Source organism: Martelella mediterranea, from assembly GCF_021021415.1.
Classification (GTDB): Bacteria; Pseudomonadota; Alphaproteobacteria; order Rhizobiales; family Rhizobiaceae; genus Martelella; species Martelella mediterranea_C.
The window spans coordinates 31,358-56,321 of sequence record NZ_JAINWJ010000053.1 but is presented as its reverse complement, the minus strand read 5'-3'; the positions used below and the strand labels follow the sequence as shown (position 1 = coordinate 56,321).

Here is a 24,964-nt window from a genome sequence, read left to right as displayed (position 1 = left end):
GCAAGGATAAGGGACCATCAAGAACAACAGAGTTGATGACGATCACGAAGATCGCGGTGAACACGACCTCGAAGACCAGCGCCGCCGGCAGCGCATATTCGCCGAGATAGCCCGGACCCCAGCCGTTCTGTCCAAGGCTGGCCGTGGAGCCGGCGATGATTGCCAGAACGAATGCGCCCACCAGCCCGCCGGAGAACTGGGCGACCCAGTAGCGCAGCATTTCGCCGGCCGGCATGCGGCCCGCGACAAATACGCCGAGGCTGACGGCGGGATTGATGTGGCAACCGGAGATCGGCCCGATGCAATAGGCCATGGCGACGATGGCAAGACCGAAGGCAAAGGCGATGCCGGTCTGGCCTATGGCATCGCCGCCCAGAACGGCCGCGCCGCAGCCAAACAGCACAAGCACGGCCGTGCCGATAAATTCTGCCACGAGTTTCTTCATGTTGAGGACCCCGAAAAAACGGCGGCCCCCATTCCCCGAGCGGCTCGCCGACAATTGAACGATCAATGTGGAGCGACCCAGGTGTTTTTTTCGAGATATGCGCGATTGATTCGCGTTTAGCAAGCAAAATAAGAGAGCGGCAACCTATCCGTCTATCGTCACGGACCAGCCGAAGCGCGCGGACTTGCCGGCGGGCAGGGTGACGGTGAAAGGCCGGTCTTCGATCGCCGGCCCCTTGCCGTGGGCCGCGGCCATGCCGTGCCAGGGCTCGACGCAGATATAGGGCGCGCCGGGCTTGGTCCAGAGCGCCAGATTGGGCAGGTTTTCGAAGCGGAAATGCAGCGACGGGCCATCCTCTGCGCTGAGGCTCAGCCGATCGCCCGCGCCTTCGGGAAAGATCATCGCATCCTCCTCGAAATAATCATGGTCGAGGGCGAGCAAGCCGCCTGAGAAGGGGGAGGCGAGCGGCGTCAGGTCCAACAGGCCGTCGCGCAGGCGGATCATGGCGGGCGCGGCGCGGTTTGCGAGCGCGATGTGATGGACATGGCCCCTGGTGAGGCCCGGCATCGGCCAGCGGAAGGCGGGATGAAAGCCGAAGCCGAAGGGCATCGGCCGGTCGTCCCGGTTTTCCACCTCGGCGGTCACCGTCAGCGTCGCGTCCGACAGCGCATGGGTGATCGAGAGCGAGAATTCGAATGGATAGGCCAGCCGCGTCTCGTCGGTCGGGTCGAGCCGGAAGCGGCAGGAGGAGGACGAGCTGTCCTCGAGCGCGAACACGTTCTTGCGGGCAAAGCCATGCTGTTGCATCGGGAATGCCATGCCCTCGATCGTCACCCTGTTATCCGGCGCCTTGCCGACGATCGGAAACAGGATGGGCGCGCGTCCGGTCCAGTAGGCCGGGTCGCCATCCCAGAGCCATTCGCGCCCGTCCTTGCTGGTGAGAGATCGGGTCTCGGCGCCAAGCGGCGAGACCGCGACGGCGAGGCGTTCGTTCTTGATCAGAATGTCGTCGGACATGACTGCATCTCCCGTTTGCGGTAATGCAACAGTAGAGCAATTCCAGGTGAAGTGGATACCGGTTCACCGTCCGGAATTGCGTAAAACAAAGAGATAGGGCCTTTTCGCCTTTCCGTGAAACGCGGAATGGCTCTAGTGGAGAACGGCGAAAAAGCGGAACCGGTTCTCGCCAAATCCGAGGCGGCGGCGGAAAGCGGCGCGGCGAGAAAACCCGATGCGCCGGCTTTCACGCCCGCTATCATGCGAGGCGGCCTCAGATACTGTTCATCAGCACCTTGCGCAGCTTCTCGAACAATTCGTCGATCTCGGATTTGGAAATGATCAGCGGCGGCGACAGGGCGATGATATCGCCGGTGGTGCGGATCAGCAGGCCGTCTTCATAGGCTTTCAGGAAAGCGGTGAAGGCGCGTTTGGTCGGCTCGCCCGCGATCGGTTCCAGCTCGATCGCGCCGATCAGCCCGGTGTTGCGGATGTCGATGACATAGGGGCAGTCGCGCAGGCTGTGGAGCTGTTCTTCCCAATAGGGCGCGAGTTCTGCTGCCCGCGTCAGCAGGCCCTCTTCCTTGTAGGTGTCGAGCGTGGCGAGCGCCGCTGCCGACGCCATCGGATTGCCGGAATAGGTATAGCCGTGGAAGAACTCGATCATGTGCTCCGGGCCGCTCATGAAGGCGTCATGGATCGCGGAGGTCACGAACACCGCGCCCATCGGAATGACGCCGTTGGTCAGGCCCTTGGCGGTGATGATGATGTCCGGTTTGACGTCATAATACTGCGCGGCAAAGGGCGTGCCCAGTCGGCCGTAACCGGTGATCACCTCGTCAAAGACCAGCAGGATGCCGTATTTGGTGCAGATCTCGCGCAGCTTCTTGAGATAGCCCTTCGGCGGAATCAGGACGCCTGTGGAGCCGGCGACCGGCTCGACGATGACGGCCGCCACGGTCGAGGGGTCGTGGAGCGTGACGATCCGCTCCAGTTCGCTCGCAAGATCGCCGCCATGCTCCGGCTGGCCCTTGGTGAAGGCGTTCTTCTCGGGCAGGTGGGTGTGGGGCAGATGGTCGACGCCGGTCAGAAGCGTGCCGAACATCTTGCGGTTGGCCACGATGCCGCCGACCGAGATACCGCCGAAATTGACGCCGTGATAGCCCCGCTCGCGGCCGATCAGCCGGAACCGCGAGCCCTCGCCCTTCGCCCGGTGATAGGCGAGCGCGACCTTGAGCGCGGTCTCGACCGATTCAGAGCCCGAATTGGTGTAGAGCACATGGTTCATGCCCTCCGGCGCGATATCGACCAGCCGGTTGGCGAGTTCGAAGGCCTTGGGATGGGCGAGCTGGAAGGCGGGAGCGTAATCGAGTTCGCCGGCCTGTTTGCGGATCGCCTCGACGATCTTCGGCCGGCAGTGACCGGCGTTAACGCACCAGAGCCCCGCGGTCGCGTCCAGAACCTTGCGCCCGTCGGCGGTGGTATAATACATGTCCTTGGCGGCCACGAACATGCGCGGGGCCTTCTTGAACTGCCGGTTGGCGGTAAACGGCATCCAGAATGCGTCGAGATTGTTGGGCGTCACATTGGTGCTGTCGGACATGAGCTGCTCCACAAAAGAAAGCGACCCGTCGCCGGGCCCTGTTGCTTCAATACTATTGGAGAGCACGTTATCAGCGGCACCGCCGCCGTCAAGCGAAAGCCTCTGCCAAAAGGCACAATCCGTCAGGCATCGCCCTGACTATCCCTGTCGGCCCGCGATGCGCCGACCGACAGAGGCTCAGCCCGCCTTGCGGCTGGCGATCATTTCCTCGTCGTAGATCTCGCCGAGCGTATCGAGAAGCTTGCGGACCGGTTCGGCATGCGTGCTGTAATAGATGGTCTGCGCTTCGCGCCGCGTTTCCACGAGGTTCTGGGCGCGCAGCTTCGACAGATGCTGCGACAGGGCGGATTGACTGAGGCCGACGCGGACCGCGAGTGCGCCGACCGGCATCTCCCGTTCGATCAGCACGCAGAGAATCTGAAGACGCTTCGGGTTTGCCATCGCAGAAAGCAGGCTGGCGGCCGGAGAGGTCTTGTCTGACAGTTTGTTTGCGCTCACATCAGTACTCCTTGGCTTGCAACGAAGTGTCAATAATTTTCCCAATGCCTAAAATGGAATGTAACTGAGTCGTCTGGAAAAAAATAATACGAAATTTAGGGTATTTTTTAACAGGGTCGCCGAAAATAAAGGAAAATCCCATTTCCATCTGCCCGCTGCGCCAATTCAACTCGATTGATTACTGATAAATGACAAACTGGAACCGGTCTGGATGCGGCGCGTCCCGCGGTCGGGTCTTTACCCGGGGTCGATCAGGTCCTTGCCCTCGATGGCGTAGGCCTTGCCAAAGCCGCCATTGAGGTTCGCCGACACCGGCGTCAGGCGGAACAGGTTGAAATCGGGGAAATCGATGTAGGTCTTTGCCTTCGGGTGACGTTCGAGGAACCGCTTCCGCATCCGCGCGTGGTCTTCGCTGCCGCGTTCGATAACCCCGGCCAGGCACCGCGTCGTCATGCGCGGATGGGCCATCGGGTCGCCCTTTCCGGGTTCCCCCGTCAAAAGCGATACCCTGCCGTCGCGCTGGATCGCCCTGGTATGGCTCGATAGCGCCGAAATCAGGATCACGGGCGCGCCGTCGACATCGGTCGCGATCAGCACACGGCTTGCAAGTGGAAAACCGGTCTCCGGTTCGTTGACGGCAAGGGCGGCAAAGCCGGCATCGCGCAGAAGCGATTTTGCCAGCCGGATCGCCGCTTCGTCGGTTTCGCGCAGGGGAGAGGCTTTCTCGTTCATGCCAAAGGCCCTGCCGATTGCGGCCGCCGTGGCGAAAGGCCGGCGGCAATCTCGCGGTGCGAGATCGTTCCGGCAATCCGTCCGCCCTCGACAACGCCGATCGTTCCGGGCCGTTCCGCCAGCAGGCGTATCAGCGTCATGGCCGGCGTTGCGGCTTTGACGGTCGCGGCGATCTGCGTGTCCAGCTGGCTGCGCGAGGATACCGGGTTCATGATGTCTCCTGCCGTGAGAACCGTGAGCGGGTTGGTATTGGCGACGAAGTCGGCAACATAGTCGTTTGCCGGGTTCTTGATGATTACGCGCGGCGTGTCCGTCTGGATTATCTTGCCGCCTTCCATGATCGCGATGCGATCGCCGAGTTTGATGGCTTCGTCGAGATCGTGGCTGACGAACAGGATCGATTTTCTGAGGCGCTGCTGCAGCTCCAGCAACTCATCCTGCAGATGCGCGCGGATCAGCGGATCGAGCGCCGAAAACGGCTCGTCCATCAACAGGATTGGCGCGCCGGTGGCAAAGGCGCGCGCAAGGCCGACCCGCTGCTGCATGCCGCCTGAAAGCGCGTCGATCGGGCTGTCGGCCCAGTCGGAAAGGTTGACCAGCGCGAGCTGTTCTTCGATGCGTTCGCGCCGCTCGCGTTTGGGCACGCCCGAAAGTTCCAGGCCGAGGCCGACATTCTCGGCAACGCTCAGCCAGGGCAGCAGCGCGAACTGCTGGAACACCATGGAAACGGACCGGGCCCTCAGCGCCCTGAGCGCTTTGGCGCTCGCGGTATAGGGATTGATGACACCGTCTTCGGTATGCACGTCGACGTCGCCGCGCACGACCGGCGCCAGGCCATTGACGGCGCGCAGCAAGGTCGATTTTCCTGAGCCCGAAAGGCCCATCAGCACGACGATCTCACCGCGCCCAAGCTTCAGCGAGGCATTGGAGACCCCGACGAGGCTTCCGGTGCGGGCGTGAATATCATCACGCGAAAAACCGGCATCGATGAGCGGCAGGGCGCGGCGCGCATGCCTGCCATAGACGATATCGATTGCGTTGATCTCGACGACTGTTTCCATGGGTTCTGCGTCAGCATGGGCAGGAGGGGATGGCAGGCGGTTGTTTCTCATATTCGCGCACAAGCGGCAAGATGCGCCGCGCGAAAGCGGCGGCCCGCGCTTTTCTGTGGCTTTCTGCGATTCAGGCTTTTTGCGGGCCGCCGTTCGCGGCAAGAAAGAAGAAAAAGGACCGCAAAAATGGCGAAACTTCACTTTTACTATGCCACGATGAACGCCGGCAAATCGACCCTGCTGCTTCAGGCCGCCTATAATTACCGCGAGCGCGGCATGCATGCCGTCATCCTGCTTGCCGAACTCGATGATCGCGGCGGCAAGGGCGTGGTTTCCTCGCGGATCGGGCTCAAGGCCGATGCGGTCACGTTCGGGCAGGATACCGACCTGTTCGAATGCGCAAGCGCACTCAACGCAGAGCGCACGATCGATTGTCTGTTCGTTGACGAGGCCCATTTCGCCACCGCCGAGCATGCGTGGCAACTGGCGCGGGTCGTCGATGAACTCAAGATTCCCGTGATGGCCTATGGCCTCAGATCGGATTTCATGGGCCGGCTGTTTCCGGCATCGGCCGAGCTGTTCGTGCTCGCGGATGAAGCGAGGGAGGTGCGGACGATCTGCCATTGCGGCCGCAAGGCCACCATGGTCGTGCGTCTGGATCAGGCCGGCAACGCGCTGCTCGAAGGCCCCCAGATCGAGGTCGGCGGCAATGACCGCTATGTCTCCTATTGCCGCCTCCATTGGAAGGAAAAAACCGGCCGCCGGTAGAGCTTCGTCTTCGGCCTGATCTGCGCCGAACGCTTATTCGATCAGCTTGAGACGGATCGCCTTTGCCACCAACTGGGCCCTGTTGACGCATTCCATCTTGCGGATCGCGTTCGCCAGATAGGCATTGACGGTATGATCGGAGAGATTGAGGATTCTGCCGATCTCGTGCGATGTCTTGCCCTCGGCGGTCCATTTGATGACCTCCAATTCGCGCGAGGAAAGGCTCTTCAGGTGGTGGGCGGAAACCGGCCGTAACTGCTCGAACCGCCGGCAGGCGGCGACCGCCAGCCGGTCGAGCTCCGCCTTTTCCGCGTCGTCGAGCGGTTCGCGATCCCCGAACAGCAGGAAGGCCAGGGGCTCCGGCTGACAGTCCGGCGCGGTGAAGACAACCCCCATGCGGACATGGATGGTCTTGAGGCGCTGGCCGAAAGCCGCCTCCCTGTCATCCAGTTCGAACTGGTCGATATCCCACTCGATCGGCGAGGTCGCGGCTCTCCAAGACCGGACAAAGGCGGAATTTTGCAGGATCTCCGCCTGATCATAGGCCGCGATCAGGGGGTAGGGGAGCGAAGTAAAGTGAATCAGGGACTGCAGCAGCGCGTCCTTGCTCCGGGGAATGTCAGTCAACGTAAAGTGGTTGAAACCAAAGGTTGATGTTATCTCTCCAAGCGCTACGATAAGCTCCGCCGTTGTGTCCGAACGCGCGACCCGCGCCCGCAACTCCAGAATTCTGGATTCGTCCATCATCATCGCTATTTCTGCCATAACTTGTTTTATCTTAAGCATTTTTCGCATTTCAGCCCAAGATGGTCGATGAAGGTCGGCGACCTCCCGAGGAATATTATGAGAATAATGTTCGCGGACTATTCCCTCTTGAGTTGACACGGAAACTCTTTGCAGGCGAACATTGTCTTTAGTTTGATAAACCTTTCGACATGTAAAAATCAAGCTATGGTTGTAAATGAGATGTGAATATCCTCGTTCGGACTGCGATCTGCCCGTGGTTTGACGATGGTGCGGAGGGGATCCCGGCCAGACTTCTCGCCCTGGCGCAAAGCGCGGTAAATGCGCAGGCCCGCGCGCCGCCGGGAAACTCTCAGGGGTAAGCGGCGGCACGCCGCTGGCCCGACGCCGGATAATCGCCGATTGCGACCTGCTAAATTGCCTATTCCGCCGCCCGGCGCTTCTCCGAGGCCGCGACATCCGCCTCCACCACCGCAAGGCTCGCCATGTTGACGATGCCGCGCGAGGTCACCGAGGGCGACATGATGTGCGCCGGCAGGGCGCTGCCGAGCAGGATCGGCCCGACATGCAGCGCCTCGAGCATGCTCTGCACCACCGTCATGGTGATATGGGCGGCATCGAGCGAGGGGAAGATCAACAGATTGGCTTCGCCCGTCAGCGTACTGTTGGGCATGGCGCGTTCGCGCAACAATTCGGAGATTGCGGTATCGCCGTGCATTTCGCCGTCGACCTCGAGCTCGGGCATGCGGGCGCGCACCAGCGCCAGCGCTTCACGCATCTTGGCAGCACTTTCGGAATCGCGCGAGCCGAAATTGGAGTGCGAGACGAGTGCTGCCTTCGCCGTGATGCCGAAGCGGGCAACGGCGCGGGCGGACTGGATCGTGGTTTCCGCGATCTCTTCCGCGCTCGGGCAGTAGGTCACGTGGGTATCGGCGAAGAAGGTCGCGCCGCGGTTGGAAATCAACAGGCCAAGGCTCGAGAAGTCGCGGACGTCCTCATGCTTGCCGATGATGTTGCCGATATCGCGCAGGTGCTTTTCGAACCGGCCCTCGACGCCGCATAGCAGCGCATCCGCGTCGCCGCGCTTGACCGCCAGCGCGCCGATCACCGTGGTGTTGGTGCGCACGATGGTGCGCGCGCGCTCCGGCGTGACGCCCTTACGCGCGACGAAGGAGAGGTATTCGTCGACATATTCGCGAAACCGCGAATCGCTTTCCGGATTGATGATCTCGAAATCCTCATGCAGCTTCATGCGCAGGCCGTAGCGCTTCATGCGGGTTTCGAGCACGTTCGGGCGTCCGATCAGGATCGGCTGGGAGATGCCTTCCTCGATCAGCACCTGGGCGGCGCGCATCACGCGCTCGTCCTCGCCGTCGGAGAAGATCACGCGTTTGCGCTCGGCGGCCTTGGCGGCGGCGAAGACCGGCTTCATCACCAGGCCGGAGCGGAAGGCAAAGCGGGTCAGGTGTTCGTAATAGGCCTGATAGTCCGGGATGGGGCGCTCGGCGACGCCGGTCTCCTCGGCGGCGCGGGCAACGGCGGGCGCGATCCTGAGGATCAGGCGCGGGTCGAAGGGCGAGGGGATCAGGTAATCGGGCCCGAAGATCAGCGGTTCGCCATTGGCCGCTGTCCGCGATGCTTCCCAGACCTCCTCCTTCGCCAGCCCGGCAATGGCGCGCACGGCGGCCATCTTCATTTCCTCGTTGATCGTGCGCGCGCCGCAATCCAGCGCGCCGCGGAAGATATAGGGGAAACACAGGACGTTGTTGACCTGGTTGGGGAAGTCCGAGCGCCCGGTGCAGATCATCGCGTCATCGCGCTCGGCGCGGGCGAGGTCGGGCATGATTTCCGGCACGGGGTTGGCGAGCGCCATGATCATCGGTCGCGGCGCCATCTGCTTGAGCAGCGACGGTTTCAGCGCGCCTGCGACCGAAAGGCCGAGAAACACGTCCGCGCCCGCGATATGGTCGGCAAGCGCGTGGGCGTCGCTCTCCTGCGCGTAGATTGCCTTCCACTGGTCCATATTGGTCTCGCGGCCGGGATAGACCAGGCCGTCAATGTCGAACACCCAGATATTCTCGCGCTTCGCGCCAAGCGAAACCAGCAGGTTAAGGCAGGCAAGCGCCGCCGCGCCCGCGCCCGAGGCCACGATCTTGACGTGCTCCAGCGATTTCCCGGCAAGCTCCAGCCCGTTCAGGATCGCGGCGGCGACGATAATGGCGGTGCCGTGCTGGTCGTCGTGGAACACCGGGATCTGCATTTTTTCGCGCAGGATCCGCTCGACCTCGAAACATTCCGGCGCTTTGATGTCCTCAAGGTTGATCCCGCCGAAGGTGGGCTCCAGCGCGGAAATGGTGGAGACCATGCCATCGATCGACGGCGCGTCGATCTCGATATCGAAGACGTCGATACCGGCGAATTTCTTGAACAGAACGGCCTTGCCTTCCATGACCGGCTTGGAGGCGAGCGGGCCGATATTGCCGAGGCCGAGAACGGCGGTGCCGTTCGATATCACGGCGACCAGATTGGCGCGGGAGGTGTATTGCGCGGCGTCATGCGGGTTTTCATGAATGGCGATGCAGGGCGCGCCGACGCCGGGCGAATAGGCTAGGGCGAGGTCGCGCTGGTTGCCGAGCGGCTTGGTCGCCTGGATTTCCAGCTTACCGGCACGCGGATAGCGGTGATAAAAAAGAGCCTGCTGCTGGAGGTCTTCCCCGGCGGGCTTCTTTCCTGTCGGTTCGCTCATCGTCTGGTCTCCTTGCACGGCGAAAAATCCGGTCCCCATAAAGTCGGGCGACTATATGGTCGGAAAAAAGGAACTGCAATCCATCGGGATCGCTTCAAGCATTTTTGGAATTCGGGAGGCGGTGCGGTTGGCGACGCAGTGTTTACACATCCTCGTCTTCCGCGATCCGTTTTTTCGCGTATGTTAGCGTCTTCTGAAGCCGCGCCCGCGCGGGCAACCATTATCACGGAGCTGATTTATGAGCACAAACCGCATGCTGCAGCCGATGGCGCCGATTTTCCTGGCCATTCTGCGTGTCGTGGCAGGGATTCTGCTATTTGAACACGGTACGCAAAAAATCCTGCACTTCCCGGTCTCGGAGATGCATCCCCCGATGTTTTCGCTGCTTTGGGTGGGCGGCATTCTCGAAATCGTCGGCGGCGCGCTGATCGTGCTCGGACTGTTCACCCGCATCTCGGCCTTCGTGCTGTCCGGCATGATGGCGGTCGCCTATTTCATGTTCCATGCGCCCTCGAGCCTCTATCCAGCCAATAACGGCGGCGATGCGGCGATCCTGTTCTGCTTCATCTTCCTCTATCTCGTCTTCGCCGGCCCCGGCTCCTTCAGCCTCGACGGCAAGCGCAAATAAGCCTCAGCGCATTCAAGACAATCGAAAGCGGGCCCTGGCGCCCGCTTTTTTGTTGTGTCCGCGAAGCATGGTTGCCCTTGGACCCGAACTGCTCTAGGCCACGGCAGAGACAGAAGGAGATAGGCCGCCATGATGCCGAAGCAATATATCATTCCCGGCATGATGATCCGGGACATGCTGGTGCCGGTGCCGCTCGACTGGAGCCGTTCGGAGGGGCCGGTGCTGCAGGTTTTCGCCCGCGAGATCGTCGATCCGGTCAAGCGGCGGGAGGATTTGCCGGTGCTCGCCTTTCTGCAGGGCGGGCCGGGCGGCAAGTCGCCGCGTCCGGTCGCCGGCGGCCCGCCATGGCTGAAGGCCGCGCTGAAAACCCACCGGGTGGTGCTGATCGACCAGCGCGGAACCGGCCGTAGCAGCCCGATCGACGGTCATGTCATCTCCCGTTTCGAAAGTGGCGAGGCGGCCGCGGACTACCTGATGCATTTCCGCGCCGACAGCATCGTCGCCGATTGCGAGCACATCCGCAAACAATTGCTGGGCGATGTCAAATGGGAGACGCTCGGCCAGAGCTTCGGCGGGTTCATCACGCTCACCTATCTTTCGCGCGCGCCGGAGGGGCTCGCCGCCTGCTATGTCACGGGCGGGCTTGCCGGACTTGCCGCCGAGGCGGAGGAGGTCTATCGCCGCACCTATCCGCGCGTTCTTTCCAAGAACCGGCGCTATTATCAGCGCTATCCAGAAGATGAGCGGCTTGCCGCCCGCATTGCCGATTTCATCGAAGACAACCCGGTTCACCTGCCGGACGGCGACCGGCTGAGCGTGCGCCGGCTGCAGACCCTGGGGCTGGGGCTCGGCATGGGCCCCGGACATGAGGCGCTTCATTTCCTGCTCGACGAGGCCTTTGCGGATCCCGACGAAACGCGCCTGTCGGAGAGTTTCCTGTTTTCCGTGATGGCCGAGACCGGTTTTGCCGGCAATCCGCTGTTCGCGGTGCTGCAGGAGAGCATCTATGCCCAGGGGCCCCGGCCCACTGCCTCCGCCGCTGAACGGATAAGGGGCGAATTCCCGCGCTTCGATCCGGCACGCCGGCCGCTGCTGTTCACCGGCGAGATGATCTACCCATGGATGTTCGAGGAAATCCGGTCGCTGCGTCCGTTCGCCGCCGCCGTCGAGGCGCTTGCGGCAAGAACGGACAATCCGCCGCTTTATGACGCCACGCGGCTGTTCGCCAATGACGTTCCGGTGGCCGCCGCCATCTATCACGACGACATGTATGTCGACGCGGGCCTGTCGCTGGAAACCGCGAACCGTCTTGGCAATTGCCGGATCTGGGTCACCAATGAATATGAGCATGACGGCGTGCGCCAGAGCCCGGCGGTTTTCGAACGGCTGCGGGATATGGTGATGGCCGAAGGCGGCCCGCACCGCTGAATTCCGGGTGGGCCGAAGCGGCGCTACGCCTCTGTCGGCCTGCCCTTGAAAGATTTGGCGAGCACGAACATTTCCACGGATTCGGAGCGTGAGGCCGCGGGCTTGACGTGGATCACCTGACGGAAGTTCTGCTTGAGCATGGTCAGAAGATCGTGTTCTGCCCCGCCCTGGAAGGTCTTGGCGAGAAAATGCCCGCCCTCGGCAAGCGTCTCCACCGCGAAATAGGCCGCGACCTCGCACAGATACATGGTGCGCAGATGGTCGGTGCGGCGGTGGCCGGTGGTGGGCGCGGCCATATCGGAGATGACGACATCCGGCGGCCCGTCCAGCGCCTCGCGTAAAAGATCGGGGGCGGTCTCGTCGAGAAAATCCATCTGAAAGAACGCCACGCCCGGAACGCCGTCCATTTCGAGAAAGTCGATCGCCGCGACGCGAATGTCGGTATCGGTGGAGCCGGTGACCTTGGCGGCGATCTGCGACCAGCTTCCGGGTGCCGCCCCCAGATCGATGATCCGGCGCGCGCCTTTCAGGATCTGATGCTTCTCGTCGATCTCCAGCAGCTTGTAGGCCGCGCGCGCGCGAAAACCCTCGGTCTTGGCGCGCTGCACATAGGGATCGTTGAGATGGCGCTCCAGCCAGCGACGCGAGGACGCCTTCAGCTTGGTCTTCTTGACCTTCTGGCCGATCTTGCGACCCGTTCTGGCCGGTTTGGCGGGTGGTTTGGTCACAACATTCAGTCCTTGTTTGAGGCCGCGCCCTGGCGGCGGCTGAAGCCGCCGCGGCGACGCTGTTTGCGCCAGACCCCGTCATGCATCATCATATCGGTCAAAAGTCCCTCGCGCAGGCCGCGGTCGGCAACCCGCATGCGCGAGGACGGCCAGCGCCTTCGGATTGCCTCCAGGATGGCGCAGCCGGCCAGCACGAGGTCGGCGCGATCCGGGCCGATGCAGGGGTTGGCGGCGCGGCCGGCGAAATCCCAGGACAGCAGTTTCGACTGCATGGCCGTGACCTCGTCATCGGAGAGCCAGATGCCGTCGACCTTGCGGCGGTCATAGCGCGGCAGGTCGAGATGGACGCCGGCCAGCGTCGTGACGGTGCCCGACGTGCCGATCAGGTGAAACCCCTCGTCGTCCTTTCCGCCGCCGATGCCCGGACAGTTGAAATCGCCGAGCATCCGGGTGACTTCGGCCACCATGTCCTCGAAGATTTCCGGCGTCACGTCATGGCCGCCATAGCGTTCCGACAGCGTCACCACGCCGACGGGAAGCGACGTCCAGTGCGAGATGTGGTTGGCGAGCCGGTAGGACCGGTTCTCGTCGAGTTTTATCACCGCGATTTCGGAGGAGCCGCCGCCGATATCGAAGAGCACGGCCGACCGCGTTTCCCTGCCGATCAGCGACGCGCAACTCGATACCGCCAGTCTCGCTTCGGTTTCGCGGTTGACGATTTCGAGCTCCAGCCCGGTTTCCTCGCGCACCCGTTTGAGGAAGATCTCGCCGTTATCGGCCGAGCGGCAGGCCTCGGTGGCGATCAGCCGCATGCGCCGGACGGACCGGCCCCTGAGCTTGGCGGCGCACATGGCAAGCGCCTCGATGGCGCGGTCCATGGCGGCGGGCGACAGGCTGCCGGTGGCGGCAAGGCCTTCGCCCAGCCGCACGATGCGCGAGAAACCGTCGACCACGCGAAACTGATGGTGACGCGTGGGCTGGGCAATCAGCAGCCGACAATTATTGGTGCCGAGATCAAGCGCGGCATAGAGGCTGTGGCCGGGCGATCGATGCGGCGCGGCGGCATTGCCCTGCGGAGCCTCGCGACGGGGCGGAGGCGGCGCGTCGGCGCGCGAGGGCTGTTTCGCGGCGTCGGCGACCGGAGCGGTCGTCTCCCCGGCTACATGCTTGCAACCATCGGCCCCGAGCGGGCCCTTGGTATGAGCCCGGCGTCCGCGCCGACGCTTGCGTTTGCGCCGAGCGGGCTTGTCGCCGTCGCGGGCGGCTTGAGCCGGGCTGTTTTTGTGGTTGCCGTCGGACTGTCGATCCGAAGAGGGGTGTCGCGCAGCCTTGCCGTCGCGGCTTCTCGTCGTTTCGCCGCCATCTGGCGAACGCGCCTGTTCATCGCCACCTGCGACGGCGGCATCATGTGATGCGGGCACTCCGGCGGCGGCCTTGCGGCGACCTTTCCGGGATCGGCGGCGAGCGCGTTTGCCCTTGCCGCCATTGTTCAAGCGCGCCCCGCCATCGGACAGCTCAGCGCTGTTTTGGGGGTCTTCCACTTTGCCAATTCCATCACGCCGCGCAAACCGCAATGGCAGTTCGCAGCAAGGCGCTCATATGATTTTCAGTTGACGTAATCATAGCAGCGTAAGGCCGCTAGGCCAATGACTTTTCTGCGAGGATGCCGGCCACGCGCCATACCGTTGCTTCAAAGTCCCGCGCAGGCGGGGCTGCGGTCTTCTTGCTGCAAGCCATTTTCCGGCGTGACGGACGAAATGGCGAAACCCGGGTTCCAGACGCTTCAGCTTCGACAAAACCGGAACGGGTGCGGGGATTGGGGTCAGCCGTCCCAAGCTTTCGTAAGCGGTCTTGCCGAAGTGAGGAAAATTTTGCGTCTCCCCCTTGGCAAAGCCCGACCTTTCTGTTTATAAGCCCACCACATCCACGGTGCCCCTCGGGCGCCGCGTTGGGGAATAGGTTAACGGTAGACCCACGGACTCTGACTCCGTTAGTCCTGGTTCGAATCCAGGTTCCCCAGCCAAATCTATCGTCAAGTCATTGAAATAAAACACAGTTTTGTATGTTTCACTGCGCGTCAAACCCGCATTGTCACACATGACTGTAACACAAACGGCATCAGGCTGCGTCAGACGAGGTTGAAGCCGATGCCGACGATTGCCCATGTTTTCCGCCGAGGCGCCGTTTACACTTGGCGCCGCCGTGTTCCCGTTCGCTCTGGAAATGCAACCAAAGCTGGTTATATTCAGGTAAGCCTGCACACACACGATCCCGCCAAGGCTCGCGTGATCGGTGCAGCCCTGCATGCGACAAGCGAGAGAGCGTTCGAATTGATGGCAGCTTCACGATTAACCGCCGAGCAGGCAAGGACATGGCTCGAGCACGTCGTAAAAACAGAGCTTGATGCGATCGACAATCGCCGCCTTGCGGAACATGACGATATCTCGGGAGGCGGATACGAGGACAACCGCCTTCTTGATGAACTGGCCGCTCATTGTTTTCGCCTTCTGGCGAGTCAGGGAAAGGGCGCGATATTTGATCCATCAAAAGACAAGGCGCTGGCGGCGCGTGGCTTTTCCGACGAGGAGATCGAGCGCGGCGGCTATATGCTGGATATCTACAAGCGGGATTTCTGGTCTGATGCGCGACATGGCAAGACCGTGCGCGAAGCCGGTCGTGTGCTTGGTCAGGATGAAATATCGTCTCTGGTTTACATGGAGCTCAGACGGATACAGATGGAAGGCAAGTCAGTTGCCCTTTCCGCTTCGCTGAACCCGGATGATGACCGCTTGGGCGACGCCATTGCGGCCGCGAGCAGGGTGATCGAGGCGCGGGAAAGCGCTCGCCGCAATATCTTTGCCGACGGCACGGCAACGGCCCCGCAAGGACAGGATTCCGCGCTTGGTGGCGCAACGCCCGAGCCCGAAGCCATATCCGTCAAGCAGGTCGAACCGCTCGTTTTCCAGGGGAGCAGCTATTCGGACGATATCACTGATGTCGTTGGCCGTCTGAAAGCGATCAAGAAGCGCGAGGGAGCCGACGAGAAGGCGCTGCGGCAGTTCAATCAGGTATTCGGTGTTTTCCGGGAAATCATCGGCGTCCAGAAGATTCAGGAATTGCGGCAGCATCATTTCGCTCGCTACGTGGACACGCTGGGCGAATTGCCCAAGACCTATCGGAAAAGCCCGCGCGATAGGAACCGTCCATTGATTGAAATTCTCGAGGAAGCGCGAGATCTGCCTGATGACAAGAAGGGTATGTCGGCTTCAACGCTCAACCGAAACCTGACGTTTCTGGGTATGCTTTTGCAGAAGGCGAGGTCGGAGGGCCATGACGTCGATCCGAAAATCGACCTGAAAGGCCTGAAGCCGCGAAAGACGGTCAAGGCGCGCGATGAAAAACACGCGTATACACCGGAAGAGGTCCAAAAAATTTTCCAGCATCCGATGTGGACCGGATGCGTCGGTAAACGACGGCGACGCGTGCCTGGCTCCAAGATAATCAAGGACGGGCGATACTGGGTGCCATTGATCCTGGCACTTACGGGCGCCCGGCGGGAAGAGATCGCTGGTATCAAGGCCCGCGAGATTGTTCAGGTCGATGGCATCTGGTGTTTCGATATCAAGCCCAACGCAAATCGGGGCCTGAAGAACGCGCAATCGAAGAGACTTGTCCCCGTTCACGGTCAGCTTCTTGATCTGGGCCTGATCAAGTACGCGAGGAGCCGACGGGGTGTGACGGCTGATCTGTTTCCTGACCTGAAACCGAGCAAAGCAACAGGAAATTTCGGAGACCAAGCCTACCCGGCTTTCGCAAACGCGATGAATGACCAAATCTCCGATGTAGATAAAAAGTCCCTACATTCCTTCCGGCATTACATCATCGATGTGATCAACAATTCCTCGGTCAAAAGTGAGTATCGCAACGACCTCCTTGGTCATCTCGGTGAGAGTATTGGCTCCAGCAGATATGGCAGCGGCACCAGCATCGCCAACCTTCGTGCAACCATCGATCTCTTGCCGCGTATTGCTGCCCTGGAGCCGTTTTGTCAGCCGTTCGAGGTTGGTTCGAAATCGTGATTGGTAAACGGCTTTTGATGTTTCGGTGAGCCGGTCAGGCGTAGCGTCGGCGCGCTCAAGAGCAATATGTCCTGACGGATGAAAGGCGGATTTTTTGTTACCGCCGCATCCTCAGCGTGTAAATCGGCATATGGATTCGACGCCGATCAGCACGATAAGTCTTTGAAATATTTAAAGCGTGTGGGGTCCCGGGTGCCGTGCCGAATAACAGCCGAGGTTGAGGAAATCACCATTTCGCTCGGCTGACCGCATTTGACTGGCCGGGCAGGGCTGACATGATCGCAGCCCGGCCCTGCCTTGCTTTCGTCGAATTTATATGTAGTATGCTAACTAATAGCTACATAACATATAGTGTTCTATCGATATGTCCCGGACTTCGCCCGAACTGCAAATTGCCTTCGTCGAGACGCTTGGCGTCGCCAGCCGCAAGATGCGCACACTTTATGATGCGCGGGTTTCGCGGCTGGGATTGACGTTTTCGCGCGCAAGGGTTCTGACGCTGCTTGCCAGACATGGAAGCTGCAGCCAGAGCGCGCTTGCCTGCGAGCTGGAACTGGAAAAGCCGACCCTGGTGCGCACGCTCGACCGGATGGCCGAACTCGACCTGATCGAACGGGTGGCAGATCCGAATGATCGCCGGGTCAATCTGGTGCAGCTGCGGCCGCACGGAGAGGCGATGGCGGGGAAACTGCTCGCGGAGCGTGCCGGCTTTATCGGCGCGTTTTTCACGCCGGAGGACGATGAAGCGCTCGAAGAGGCGACGGGCCTGCTGCAGGCGATCATTGCGCGTATCGAGCGGCTGGAGCGCGAACCATGAGCGCCGTTCGGCCCCCGGCGGCGCATGAGGACGAAAAGCCGGTCGAGCAGGCGCCGGAAGCGCCTCGGCCGCTTTATCCCGGCGCGCCGCCGCCCCAGCCGCCGAAACCGCTGCCTCAACTGCTGCTCTACATGTTTGCCGCGACCGTGATCGGCCTCACGCAGGCGCTGGGCATGTCCTTCATCACGGTAACGATCCAGCAGATCGCCGGCCCGCTGAAGGCGACCACGGCGGAGGCGACCTGGCTGCTCGCGGTCTATCTGGTTCCGAACGCCAGCCTGACGCTGATGCTGTTCAAGATGCGCCAGCAATTCGGCATACGCCGTTTCGCCGAGCTCTCGATCATTCTCTATGTGCTGGTCAATCTCTGCCACCTCTGGGTGAACAGCTACGAGGCTGCGCTGGTCGTGCGGTTTTTCGCCGGCGTCGCCGCAGCGCCGATGTCGTCGATCGCAATCCTCTATATGCTCGAAGGACTGCCGGCCCAGAAGAAATTCTCGATCGGCATCTGTGCGGCGATGACGGTGATTTCGCTGGGCACGCCGCTTGCCGGCCTGATGGCGCCTGTGCTTCTGGACCATGGCGGCTGGCAACAGCTCTATGTCTTCGAGATCGGCCTTGCGCTGATATCGCTTGCCCTGATCTACAAGCTGCCGCTGGTCTCGGGCGAGCGCGTCAAGGTCATCAGCCGCAACGATCTTGTCGCCTTCAGCTTCCTGTTTATCGGCATGGGCGCGCTCACGGTCGCATTGACGGTCGGGCGGATCTACTGGTGGACGGAAAAGCCGTGGATCGGCGGGCTGATGATCGTCGGCATCGCTTCGCTGACGATCATGGCGATGATCGAGACGCACAGGGAAAACCCGCTTCTCGATGTCCGCTGGCTTACCTCTGCGGAAATCATCCATTTCACTGGCGCGCTGCTGATCTTCCGCATCATTCTCTCCGAGCAATCGAGCGGCGCGCGCGCCTTCTTCATGATGCTCGGACTTGGCAACGAACAGATGCGCGGCCTCTACATCGTGATGATCATTGCCACCATCGTGGCCGGGGCAACCTGTTCGCTGCTGCTGAAGCCGGGACGGGTCGCCGCCCTCCATGCCTTCGCGCTGGTGCTGCTGATCATCGGAACATGGCTCGACAGCCAGGCGACAAGCCTCACCCGTCCGCCGCAGATGTATCTGAGCCAGACGCTGATCGCCTTTGCCGCGGGGCTCTACCTGCCGCCCGCCATGCTGGTCGGGATCATGGCCGCGCTCAAGCGCGGGCCCAGCTACCTTCTAAGCTTCATCATCGTGTTTCTCACCACCCAGCGCATCGGCGGAATTCTCGGCTCCGCGCTGCTCGGAAGCTTCGTCACCTGGCGCGAACAGGTGCATTCCGCCGCCCTGGTTCAGGACCTGGCGGGCGGCGATCCGCTCGTCAGCCAGCGCATCGCCCAGCTTGCCGGAGCCTATGGCCAGACGATCGGCGATGCGGCGGTCCGCAAGGCCGAAGGTGCCATGCTCTTTGCGAGCCAGGTGCGCCAGCAGGCCTATGTGCTCGCCTATAATGACGGTTTTCGTTTCCTCTGCCTCCTGGCCTGCCTGGCCCTTGTGGTTCTCATCATCGATGTGGCCTTCGAGACATGGGAACACAAACGCGCCGCCGCCGAAGGGCTGCCGGCCTGACAACAACAAAAAGACGCCTCCAATGACACGCATATTCCGATCGCTCGCCACCTATCTGACCCTCGCCTTCGGCATTGCAGGCATCGCCGCCCTGCTGTTTGCCTGGGACCTGCCGCCCTTTGACGGATCGGTGGAGCGCACCGACGACGCCTATGTCCAGGGCCAGGTCACCCTGCTTTCGCCGCAACTCTCCGCGCTCGTGGCCGAGGTGTCGGTGACCGATTTCCAGACGGTCAGGGAAGGAGACCTTCTGGTTCGCCTCGACGACCGGATCTATCGCCAGCAGCTTGCGCAGGCGCAAGCAAGCCTGGATGCTGCCAAGGCTGCGCTCGATGCGAATGCGCAGGCGCAGAAGACCGCGAAGGCCAATATCAGTTCGGCCGAAGCCGGCATCGAAAGCGCCGAGGCAAGCCTTGAAAACGCCCGGTCGCAATGGGAGCGCACCGAGCGCCTGAGCGCCAGGGAACTCTCCACCGGAACCGATATGGACAAGGCGCGGGCAACGCTCGATCAGGCAAAGGCCGCGCTCGCGCAGGCCAGGGCCAAGGTCGATGTCGCCAGGCAGGCGCTGCAGACCACGGTCGTCAACCGCCGTTCGCTGGAGGCCAATGTCGCCGCAGCGGACGCCGCCCGCGCGCTTGCCGAGATCAATCTGGAGAACACGCGGATCACCGCGCCGCGCGATGGAACGCTTGGCCAGGTCAAGGCCCATCAGGGCCAGTATGTCACCGCCGGCTCGCAGCTCGTCGCGCTTGTGCCCGACACGCGCTGGATAATCGCGAACTACAAGGAAACCCAGCTCAACGGGCTGAAGCCTGGTCAAAAGGTGACCTTCACCGTCGACGCGCTCAACGGCGAAACCTTTACCGGCCATATCGAGCGCTTCTCGCCGGCATCCGGCTCGCAGTTCTCGGTCATCACGCCGGACAACGCCACGGGCAACTTCACCAAGGTCGCCCAGCGGGTCCCGGTCAGGATCGCAATCGATCCCGGCCAGACCGATGCCGACAAGCTTGTCCCTGGCCTCTCTGTGGTCACCCGCGTTGATGCCAGCCAGAGCTGATCGCCAAATGCTCTGGGTCCGTCTGGGCCGGGTGATCGCAAGGGTCTCAGGAGGATACGGAGAAGCTCCGCCCCTTTGACGGGCACCGGGGCGGTGACAGACCGCCTCAATTCCGATCTTCCTCATCATCGGCTTCGGCGTCACTGAAGACGGCTCCCACCTGTTTGACGAGGTCGTCGATTTCCTTGACAAGGACGCCTCGCGAGCCTCCCGCGACATGTGGCGTGAAGATCGTGTTCGGCGCCTGGTTTAATGGCGATGTGGCGGCGCGCGGTTCCGGCGCATGGGTGTCGAGCGCTGCGAAACCCAGTTGGCCGGAAGTCAGTGCATCGGCAAGCGCCGCCTCATCGACCAGAAAGCCGCGACTGGTGTTGATGAATATCGCCCCGCGCTTCATCCGGGCAAAGGCGGCCGCGTTCATCATCCCCTCCGTTTCCGGCGTCCAGCGCGCATGCAGCGAGACGATGTCAGAGCGGGCCAGCAGATCGTCGCGGGTCGTGAATTCAAGGCCGTATTGCGCCTCCTGAGCGGCGGGCAGGCGATGGCGCTTGGCATAAAGCAGCCGGGCCCCGAAGGGCCGAAGCCGCTCGGCGACCAACAGCCCGACCTGTCCCATGCCGATCATGCCGATCTTCGCGTTGAACAGGCCGCCAAGGCCACTGAGGCCCGGCCAGTTGTACGCAACACCGTCGATGGGAAACACCCTGTTGCGATCCCAGCGGGCATCGCGCGCAAGGGCATCGCTTTGCACCAGGTTCTTCGCCGCGGCGAGCATGAGCAGCACTGCGTGCTCTGCGGTGTAGGCAAGGGAAGGGCGCTCCATGCATATCACATCGGCCCCGGCGGTGCGGATGGCGGCCAGATCCAGACCTGTCGCATCCGACCCGAGCCGCACCACCCGCCGCAATGCCGGAGAAGCGGCGAGTTCTGCGGTCCCGATTGCCGCCCTGCGGCAGATCAGAATATCCGAACCGGCGCTAAGTTCCGCCAGACGGGGCTCTTCCGCAGTGCTCAGTGCGCGGACCTCGACTCCGGCGAGCCCATGGCGTGGGCCGATCCCTTCCACGGCGGAAACGTCGACCGGCTCGGGCGAAAAATAGCGTGTCAGCCATCGGTCATCGTCGCCCCTGGCGCCGCGCAGCGCAATGGCGGCCAGGCGCAGCATCGGGTCGGCATCGCAGATTGTGATGACCGGCACGGGCCGGTCTGCAGGTTCAGTCATCTTTGTTTCAGCCATGTGCGCTGCGCAGGCGGGCCTCTATCCTCTTGACTGCCTCCTTCACGGCGGTGACGGCGGCTTGAGGATGAAACCGGTTCGCCGGTCCGACCACTGTCAACGCATAGGAGCCGCTGCCGTCGTCGAGCGGAACGGACACCGACGCGGTGCCCACGGTCACTTCGCCGAAGCTGATCGCATAACCGTCGCGCCGGGCGGCATCGATGCGCGCGGCGATCTCGTTGGGCTTGATGACGGTCGCCTGCGTTTCCGCCTCCAGCGGCCCGCTTTCCAGCAGCATGGACAGTTCCTGCGGGCGCAGATGGGTCATCAGCGCAATCCCCGTAGCGCCGGAATGGAAGGACGAGGAATACCCCTTGCCATATTCGAACTTGATGCCGTGATGGGAGGTGATTTCCTCCACGATGACCTTGCGCAGGCCGATGCGCTTGCACAGCGTGACCGTCTCGTGGGTTTCGTCGCGCAGGGCCTCCATCTCTGCAAGGGCGGCGATGGCCACCTGCATGTAGCTGCTCTCGACCCGGGCGGAGAGCTTGAGAATGTCGCTGCTCAGGAAATAGTCCTTTGTCAGCGGGTCCTGCGTGACCATGCCCGCATCCATCAGATTCTTCAAAAGCCGGCTCGTGGTGCCGTTGCCAAAACCCAGTTGTTTGCCGATGCGCGAAAACCGGGTTTCGCCGTCCGCCAGCAGGAAGAGGATATCTATGCTTTTGCGGATGGAACTCTGCGGCTTCGTCGCTTCGGTCTTTTTGGCAATGTCCAACTGGTCCATCTCTGTCTCCTCTTCCGGCAGCAAATTGCGATCGATTGCACCGCCGCCCGGCCTCGGGAGAAGTCCCGATCACCGGACAACGGCTAGAATCTAGCCCAGTAAGGCTCGTTCCAAAGCGTCAGGTCGCGCCCTGCCTCTTTCTCGCGCGCGGTCTTGTGGACGCGGTGCCCGCAGATCGCATCGTAAATGGCCATGCCGCGGGCGCAATAGACAATGATTTCCTCATCGTTCTCGCGGCCTGCAACGTCGCCGGCGATCACACCCCCTAGGTCCAATAGCCGATCGGGCGTGATGATGCCGGCATCGATGAGGCATCCCGGCGTCAGGTTCCTGCGGTCCAGCGCTTCGTGGGAATTAGCGTAAAGCTTGTCGGCCCTGGCGAACAGATCATATTCCGCATCCCAGATCGATAGGTCGATGAAAAGCGCGCCGGGGCGTAGCCATTCGTAGCGAATATACGCCTGTTCGGGATCGGTCAGCGTGGTGGCGGGCATGACGATATCGCTGACGCGGACCGCTTCCTCGGCACTGGCGGCGACGGCCACGTCCAGCCCGTGCGCCTTGCGCAGGCGTTCGGCGAAGGCCTCCGCCCGCTCGGTCGAAATATCGAAGACCCGCACTGTGCCGATGTCGCGTCCGTCGTCGCAGACATGCACCAGGGCTTCCATCGCGGCCTGGTTGATGGGACCGGTGGCGATCACGGCCACGTCGTTCCTGCCGGATTTGCGCAGGTAGCGCGCGCCGAGCGCGCCAAGCGCGCCAGTGCGAATGCAACTGATCACGGCCGCATCCATCAGCGCGATCGGATAGCCGCTTTCGGGATCCAGCATCGTCAGCAGGCCGGAAGCGCGCGGGCCGCGGCCCTTGGCCGGGTTTTCCGGGTTGGACGGGATGTTTTTCAGTCCGACCATCCGGTCGCCGTCATTGTCGAGAAAGGCGGCGTGGATATTGGCCCGCTTGGTGCCCTTGTATCCCACGGTCTTCTTCAGGTCGTCCTTGGGAAGATCCCAGAACAAAGTCGCCGTCGTCGCCTCGATGGCGTCGCCCCGGTAGAGCAGGAGCGTTGCGCGATCAACGTCGGCGACCGTCGCGGGTATATCATCCGCGCCGCAGGCGACAGCCTCCTCTTGGGACAGATAGAGGAATTCTTGCTTAGACACTTTGGTGATCCTTCAGGTTCGTATGTCGGACTTAAAAGTCCATAATAAAGGTTCACGAAGCGCGATTATCTGTCAAGCGAAACTCCGAAATTTCAGAAATATGCATTTTCGGTTGACAGATGGGCTGTTCTCGCTTGGAATAATGTCAGACAAAAAAGTTCGTATAACGGACCTTCAGAAGGAGAATGTTATGAAATTGTCTATCTCCACCGGCCTTGCCGCCTTGCTGATCGCGACCGCCCCCCTGGCGGCGAACGCTGCGGACCGCGACCTCAGGGTCGCCTATGACGTCGGCGACATCAGTTCGCTGGACCCGCATCGCGCCTCAAGTCACGTGGATCGGGCGATTGCATCCATGGTCTTCAACGGTCTGGTGCGACTGCCCGCGGGCACCGCCAATATGGGCGCTATCGAACCCGACCTTGCGGAAAGCTGGGAGCAGAGCGAGGATGGTCTGACCTGGACGTTTCATCTGCGCCCGGGCGTGATGTTCCAGGGATGGGATGGCGGCGAGCCTTACGAAATGACGGCGGAAGACGTCGTCTTTTCGCTGAATAAATCCATGGACCCGGAACAGTCGGCCTATTCCGGCGAATATGCCGGCATCACCATTGCCGCTCCTGACCCGATGACCGTGACGATCACCACGCCGGAACCCTTGTCGCAAACCCTGATGCTGGCCAAGCTGATGAACTACGGCGCGGGTTTCATTATTTCCAAGCGCGCTTATGAGGACATGGGCGCTGACGGCTTCCGCCTCCATCCCGTGGGCACCGGCCCCTTCGGCTTTTCCTCCTACACGCCCCAGAGCGAAGTGGATCTCGTCGCCAACGAAAACTATTTCCGCGGCGCGCCCAAGCTGCCCGGCGTCGATATCCTGTTCATGGCCGACGTTTCCGCGCGCGGCATCGGTCTGCGCACCGGCGAGCTCGACGTGATCGAGGGCAGCAGCGAGCAGTCCTGGGTGCAGTTGATGGAGCGCTACCCGAATATCGATGTCGAGGTCTTCGGCCCCGGCTCCGCCTCGGTGCTGTTCCTGAACATGGACAATCCGCCGCTGGATGATATCCGCGTGCGCCAGGCGATAGCGCATGCGATTTCCCGCGACGCCGTTGTCGCAGCCATCGGCCCGGCAACGGCAACGCCGCTTCTTGCGCCCTTTCCGGGCGAATATCTGCCCGGCGGCCTGACCAATGACGAGGTCGTGGCCGATGGTCTGAACTATGACTACGATCCCGAAAAGGCTCGCGAACTGCTCGCCGAGGCCGGCTATCCGGACGGCATCACCCTGAAGGTGATCCATACCGAACTGTCGGTGATGCTGCGTCCGATGGAAAACATCCAGGCCCAGCTTCGCGACGCCGGCATCAACCTGGATCTGCAGGTCGTGGATCACGCCACCTATCACTCGCTGATCCGCGACGACGCCAGCCAGGTGGTGCATTACATGGCATGGCGGCCGAATGCGGATGTCTTCCTGACCCGCTTCTACGACAGCGCCTCCGATATCTCCGACGGATCCTCGCCCGACACCAATTTTTCGCATTATTCCGGTGTTGATGATCTGATCGCCGAGGCGCGCAACACGGTCGATACGCAGGAGCAGGCGGCTCTGTGGAAACAGGCGTCCGAACAGATCTTGCGTGATCTGCCGGCCATTCCCGTTTTCCAGGGTCGCAGCGCTATCGCGCACACGGATGCGCTGGAACTGGGTTACGAGCTGGAGGGCAACCTTGCCTTTTTCCTGCCGGTAACCGAACAGACAGATATCGCCGAATAAACCTCGGCTAGCGCGGAC

20 protein-coding genes, 1 tRNA gene and 1 pseudogene are annotated in these 24,964 nt (G+C 61.9%); 9 read left to right on the top strand and 13 right to left on the bottom strand.

Features of this window, described 5'->3' with window-relative positions; genetic code table 11:
- From K7H91_RS22335 to choV, 6 genes and pseudogenes are all read right to left on the bottom strand, one after another.
- The coding region (locus K7H91_RS22335) for an aquaporin (RefSeq protein ID WP_230722407.1) at positions 1 to 445 on the bottom strand (445 nt) is incomplete at its 3' end.
- A gap of 144 nt (positions 446 to 589) precedes the next feature.
- Positions 590 to 1,462, bottom strand: coding sequence for an aldose 1-epimerase family protein (locus tag K7H91_RS22330; RefSeq protein WP_230722406.1), 873 nt, complete (start codon positions 1,460 to 1,462; stop codon positions 590 to 592).
- A gap of 253 nt (positions 1,463 to 1,715) precedes the next feature.
- Positions 1,716 to 3,044: an aspartate aminotransferase family protein gene (locus K7H91_RS22325; RefSeq protein ID WP_230722405.1), complete on the bottom strand. Its 1,329-nt coding sequence runs from the start codon at positions 3,042 to 3,044 to the stop codon at positions 1,716 to 1,718.
- A gap of 177 nt (positions 3,045 to 3,221) precedes the next feature.
- Complete coding sequence (locus tag K7H91_RS22320) at positions 3,222 to 3,542, bottom strand: ArsR/SmtB family transcription factor (protein WP_018066088.1); 321 nt, start codon at positions 3,540 to 3,542, stop codon at positions 3,222 to 3,224.
- Positions 3,543 to 3,791: 249 nt separating this feature from the next.
- Positions 3,792 to 4,274: pseudogene (locus K7H91_RS22315) on the bottom strand (HugZ family protein); the annotation flags it as partial.
- Positions 4,271 to 5,335: a choline ABC transporter ATP-binding protein gene (gene choV / locus K7H91_RS22310; protein WP_230722404.1), complete on the bottom strand. Its 1,065-nt coding sequence runs from the start codon at positions 5,333 to 5,335 to the stop codon at positions 4,271 to 4,273. The pseudogene K7H91_RS22315 and the gene choV, both read right to left, overlap by 4 nt.
- Before the next feature lie 177 nt (positions 5,336 to 5,512).
- Here choV and K7H91_RS22305 point away from each other — a divergent pair, with 177 nt between their 5' ends.
- Positions 5,513 to 6,094 carry a thymidine kinase gene (locus K7H91_RS22305; protein ID WP_230722403.1) on the top strand — a complete coding sequence of 194 codons (582 nt, stop codon included), beginning with the start codon at positions 5,513 to 5,515 and terminating at the stop codon, positions 6,092 to 6,094.
- A 33-nt stretch (positions 6,095 to 6,127) separates the two neighbouring features.
- Here K7H91_RS22305 and K7H91_RS22300 read toward each other — a convergent pair whose 3' ends face one another.
- Together K7H91_RS22300 and K7H91_RS22295 are read right to left on the bottom strand one after the other, a co-directional pair.
- Positions 6,128 to 6,979 carry a helix-turn-helix transcriptional regulator gene (locus K7H91_RS22300; protein WP_230722402.1) on the bottom strand — a complete coding sequence of 284 codons (852 nt, stop codon included), beginning with the start codon at positions 6,977 to 6,979 and terminating at the stop codon, positions 6,128 to 6,130.
- A 280-nt stretch (positions 6,980 to 7,259) separates the two neighbouring features.
- Positions 7,260 to 9,584: an NADP-dependent malic enzyme gene (locus tag K7H91_RS22295; RefSeq protein WP_230722401.1), complete on the bottom strand. Its 2,325-nt coding sequence runs from the start codon at positions 9,582 to 9,584 to the stop codon at positions 7,260 to 7,262.
- A gap of 238 nt (positions 9,585 to 9,822) precedes the next feature.
- Here K7H91_RS22295 and K7H91_RS22290 point away from each other — a divergent pair, with 238 nt between their 5' ends.
- Together K7H91_RS22290 and K7H91_RS22285 are read left to right on the top strand one after the other, a co-directional pair.
- Positions 9,823 to 10,212 carry a DoxX family protein gene (locus K7H91_RS22290; RefSeq protein WP_230722400.1) on the top strand — a complete coding sequence of 130 codons (390 nt, stop codon included), beginning with the start codon at positions 9,823 to 9,825 and terminating at the stop codon, positions 10,210 to 10,212.
- 132 nt (positions 10,213 to 10,344) lie between these two features.
- The gene (locus K7H91_RS22285) at positions 10,345 to 11,640 is read left to right on the top strand and encodes an alpha/beta fold hydrolase (protein WP_230722409.1); all 1,296 of its coding nucleotides are present in this window, start codon (positions 10,345 to 10,347) and stop codon (positions 11,638 to 11,640) included.
- 23 nt (positions 11,641 to 11,663) lie between these two features.
- Here the strand turns inward: K7H91_RS22285 and K7H91_RS22280 are convergent, their stop codons facing one another.
- On the bottom strand, positions 11,664 to 12,368 hold the full coding sequence (locus K7H91_RS22280; RefSeq protein WP_230722399.1) for an RlmE family RNA methyltransferase: 705 nt from the start codon (positions 12,366 to 12,368) through the stop codon (positions 11,664 to 11,666).
- A gap of 5 nt (positions 12,369 to 12,373) precedes the next feature.
- Positions 12,374 to 13,909, bottom strand: coding sequence for a Ppx/GppA phosphatase family protein (locus K7H91_RS22275; RefSeq protein ID WP_419197513.1), 1,536 nt, complete (start codon positions 13,907 to 13,909; stop codon positions 12,374 to 12,376).
- A gap of 408 nt (positions 13,910 to 14,317) precedes the next feature.
- Here K7H91_RS22275 and K7H91_RS22270 point away from each other — a divergent pair.
- The 5 genes from K7H91_RS22270 (at position 14,318) to K7H91_RS22250 (ending at position 19,997) form a co-directional block, all read left to right on the top strand.
- Positions 14,318 to 14,391, top strand: a tRNA-Gln gene (locus K7H91_RS22270).
- A 124-nt stretch (positions 14,392 to 14,515) separates the two neighbouring features.
- Positions 14,516 to 16,447, top strand: a complete 1,932-nt coding sequence (locus K7H91_RS22265) for a site-specific integrase (RefSeq protein ID WP_230722398.1) — start codon at positions 14,516 to 14,518, stop codon at positions 16,445 to 16,447.
- Positions 16,448 to 16,811: 364 nt separating this feature from the next.
- On the top strand, positions 16,812 to 17,264 hold the full coding sequence (locus K7H91_RS22260) for a MarR family winged helix-turn-helix transcriptional regulator (RefSeq protein ID WP_230722397.1): 453 nt from the start codon (positions 16,812 to 16,814) through the stop codon (positions 17,262 to 17,264).
- Positions 17,261 to 18,934 (top strand): MFS transporter, encoded by a 1,674-nt coding sequence (locus K7H91_RS22255; RefSeq protein WP_230722396.1) that lies wholly within the window; start codon positions 17,261 to 17,263, stop codon positions 18,932 to 18,934. Before K7H91_RS22260 ends, K7H91_RS22255 begins: the two co-directional genes overlap by 4 nt.
- A 22-nt stretch (positions 18,935 to 18,956) precedes the next feature.
- The gene (locus K7H91_RS22250) at positions 18,957 to 19,997 is read left to right on the top strand and encodes an HlyD family secretion protein (RefSeq protein ID WP_230722395.1); all 1,041 of its coding nucleotides are present in this window, start codon (positions 18,957 to 18,959) and stop codon (positions 19,995 to 19,997) included.
- A 106-nt stretch (positions 19,998 to 20,103) separates the two neighbouring features.
- On the opposite strand, the gene K7H91_RS22245 is transcribed toward K7H91_RS22250, so the two are convergent.
- From K7H91_RS22245 to K7H91_RS22235, 3 genes are all read right to left on the bottom strand, one after another.
- Positions 20,104 to 21,219 (bottom strand): NAD(P)-dependent oxidoreductase, encoded by a 1,116-nt coding sequence (locus K7H91_RS22245; RefSeq protein ID WP_230722394.1) that lies wholly within the window; start codon positions 21,217 to 21,219, stop codon positions 20,104 to 20,106.
- Positions 21,220 to 21,226: 7 nt separating this feature from the next.
- On the bottom strand, positions 21,227 to 22,006 hold the full coding sequence (locus K7H91_RS22240; RefSeq protein WP_230722393.1) for an IclR family transcriptional regulator: 780 nt from the start codon (positions 22,004 to 22,006) through the stop codon (positions 21,227 to 21,229).
- A gap of 83 nt (positions 22,007 to 22,089) precedes the next feature.
- A complete protein-coding gene (locus K7H91_RS22235; RefSeq protein ID WP_230722392.1) occupies positions 22,090 to 23,166 on the bottom strand; it encodes a hypothetical protein in 1,077 nt (358 codons plus the stop codon).
- 190 nt (positions 23,167 to 23,356) lie between these two features.
- Between K7H91_RS22235 and K7H91_RS22230 the strand changes: the two genes are divergently transcribed.
- The gene (locus tag K7H91_RS22230) at positions 23,357 to 24,946 is read left to right on the top strand and encodes an ABC transporter substrate-binding protein (RefSeq protein ID WP_230722391.1); all 1,590 of its coding nucleotides are present in this window, start codon (positions 23,357 to 23,359) and stop codon (positions 24,944 to 24,946) included.
- The last annotated feature ends 18 nt before the right edge of the window (positions 24,947 to 24,964 follow it).

Coding starts and splice junctions, on each gene's coding strand:
- K7H91_RS22330 (WP_230722406.1), bottom strand. CDS start 1,462: ATGTCCGACGACATTCTGATCAAGAACGAACGCCTCGCCGTCGCGGTC.
- K7H91_RS22325 (WP_230722405.1), bottom strand. CDS start 3,044: ATGTCCGACAGCACCAATGTGACGCCCAACAATCTCGACGCATTCTGG.
- choV (WP_230722404.1), bottom strand. CDS start 5,335: ATGGAAACAGTCGTCGAGATCAACGCAATCGATATCGTCTATGGCAGG.
- K7H91_RS22305 (WP_230722403.1), top strand. CDS start 5,513: ATGGCGAAACTTCACTTTTACTATGCCACGATGAACGCCGGCAAATCG.
- K7H91_RS22295 (WP_230722401.1), bottom strand. CDS start 9,584: ATGAGCGAACCGACAGGAAAGAAGCCCGCCGGGGAAGACCTCCAGCAG.
- K7H91_RS22290 (WP_230722400.1), top strand. CDS start 9,823: ATGAGCACAAACCGCATGCTGCAGCCGATGGCGCCGATTTTCCTGGCC.
- K7H91_RS22285 (WP_230722409.1), top strand. CDS start 10,345: ATGCCGAAGCAATATATCATTCCCGGCATGATGATCCGGGACATGCTG.
- K7H91_RS22265 (WP_230722398.1), top strand. CDS start 14,516: ATGCCGACGATTGCCCATGTTTTCCGCCGAGGCGCCGTTTACACTTGG.
- K7H91_RS22260 (WP_230722397.1), top strand. CDS start 16,812: ATGTCCCGGACTTCGCCCGAACTGCAAATTGCCTTCGTCGAGACGCTT.
- K7H91_RS22255 (WP_230722396.1), top strand. CDS start 17,261: ATGAGCGCCGTTCGGCCCCCGGCGGCGCATGAGGACGAAAAGCCGGTC.
- K7H91_RS22250 (WP_230722395.1), top strand. CDS start 18,957: ATGACACGCATATTCCGATCGCTCGCCACCTATCTGACCCTCGCCTTC.
- K7H91_RS22245 (WP_230722394.1), bottom strand. CDS start 21,219: ATGACTGAACCTGCAGACCGGCCCGTGCCGGTCATCACAATCTGCGAT.
- K7H91_RS22240 (WP_230722393.1), bottom strand. CDS start 22,006: ATGGACCAGTTGGACATTGCCAAAAAGACCGAAGCGACGAAGCCGCAG.
- K7H91_RS22230 (WP_230722391.1), top strand. CDS start 23,357: ATGAAATTGTCTATCTCCACCGGCCTTGCCGCCTTGCTGATCGCGACC.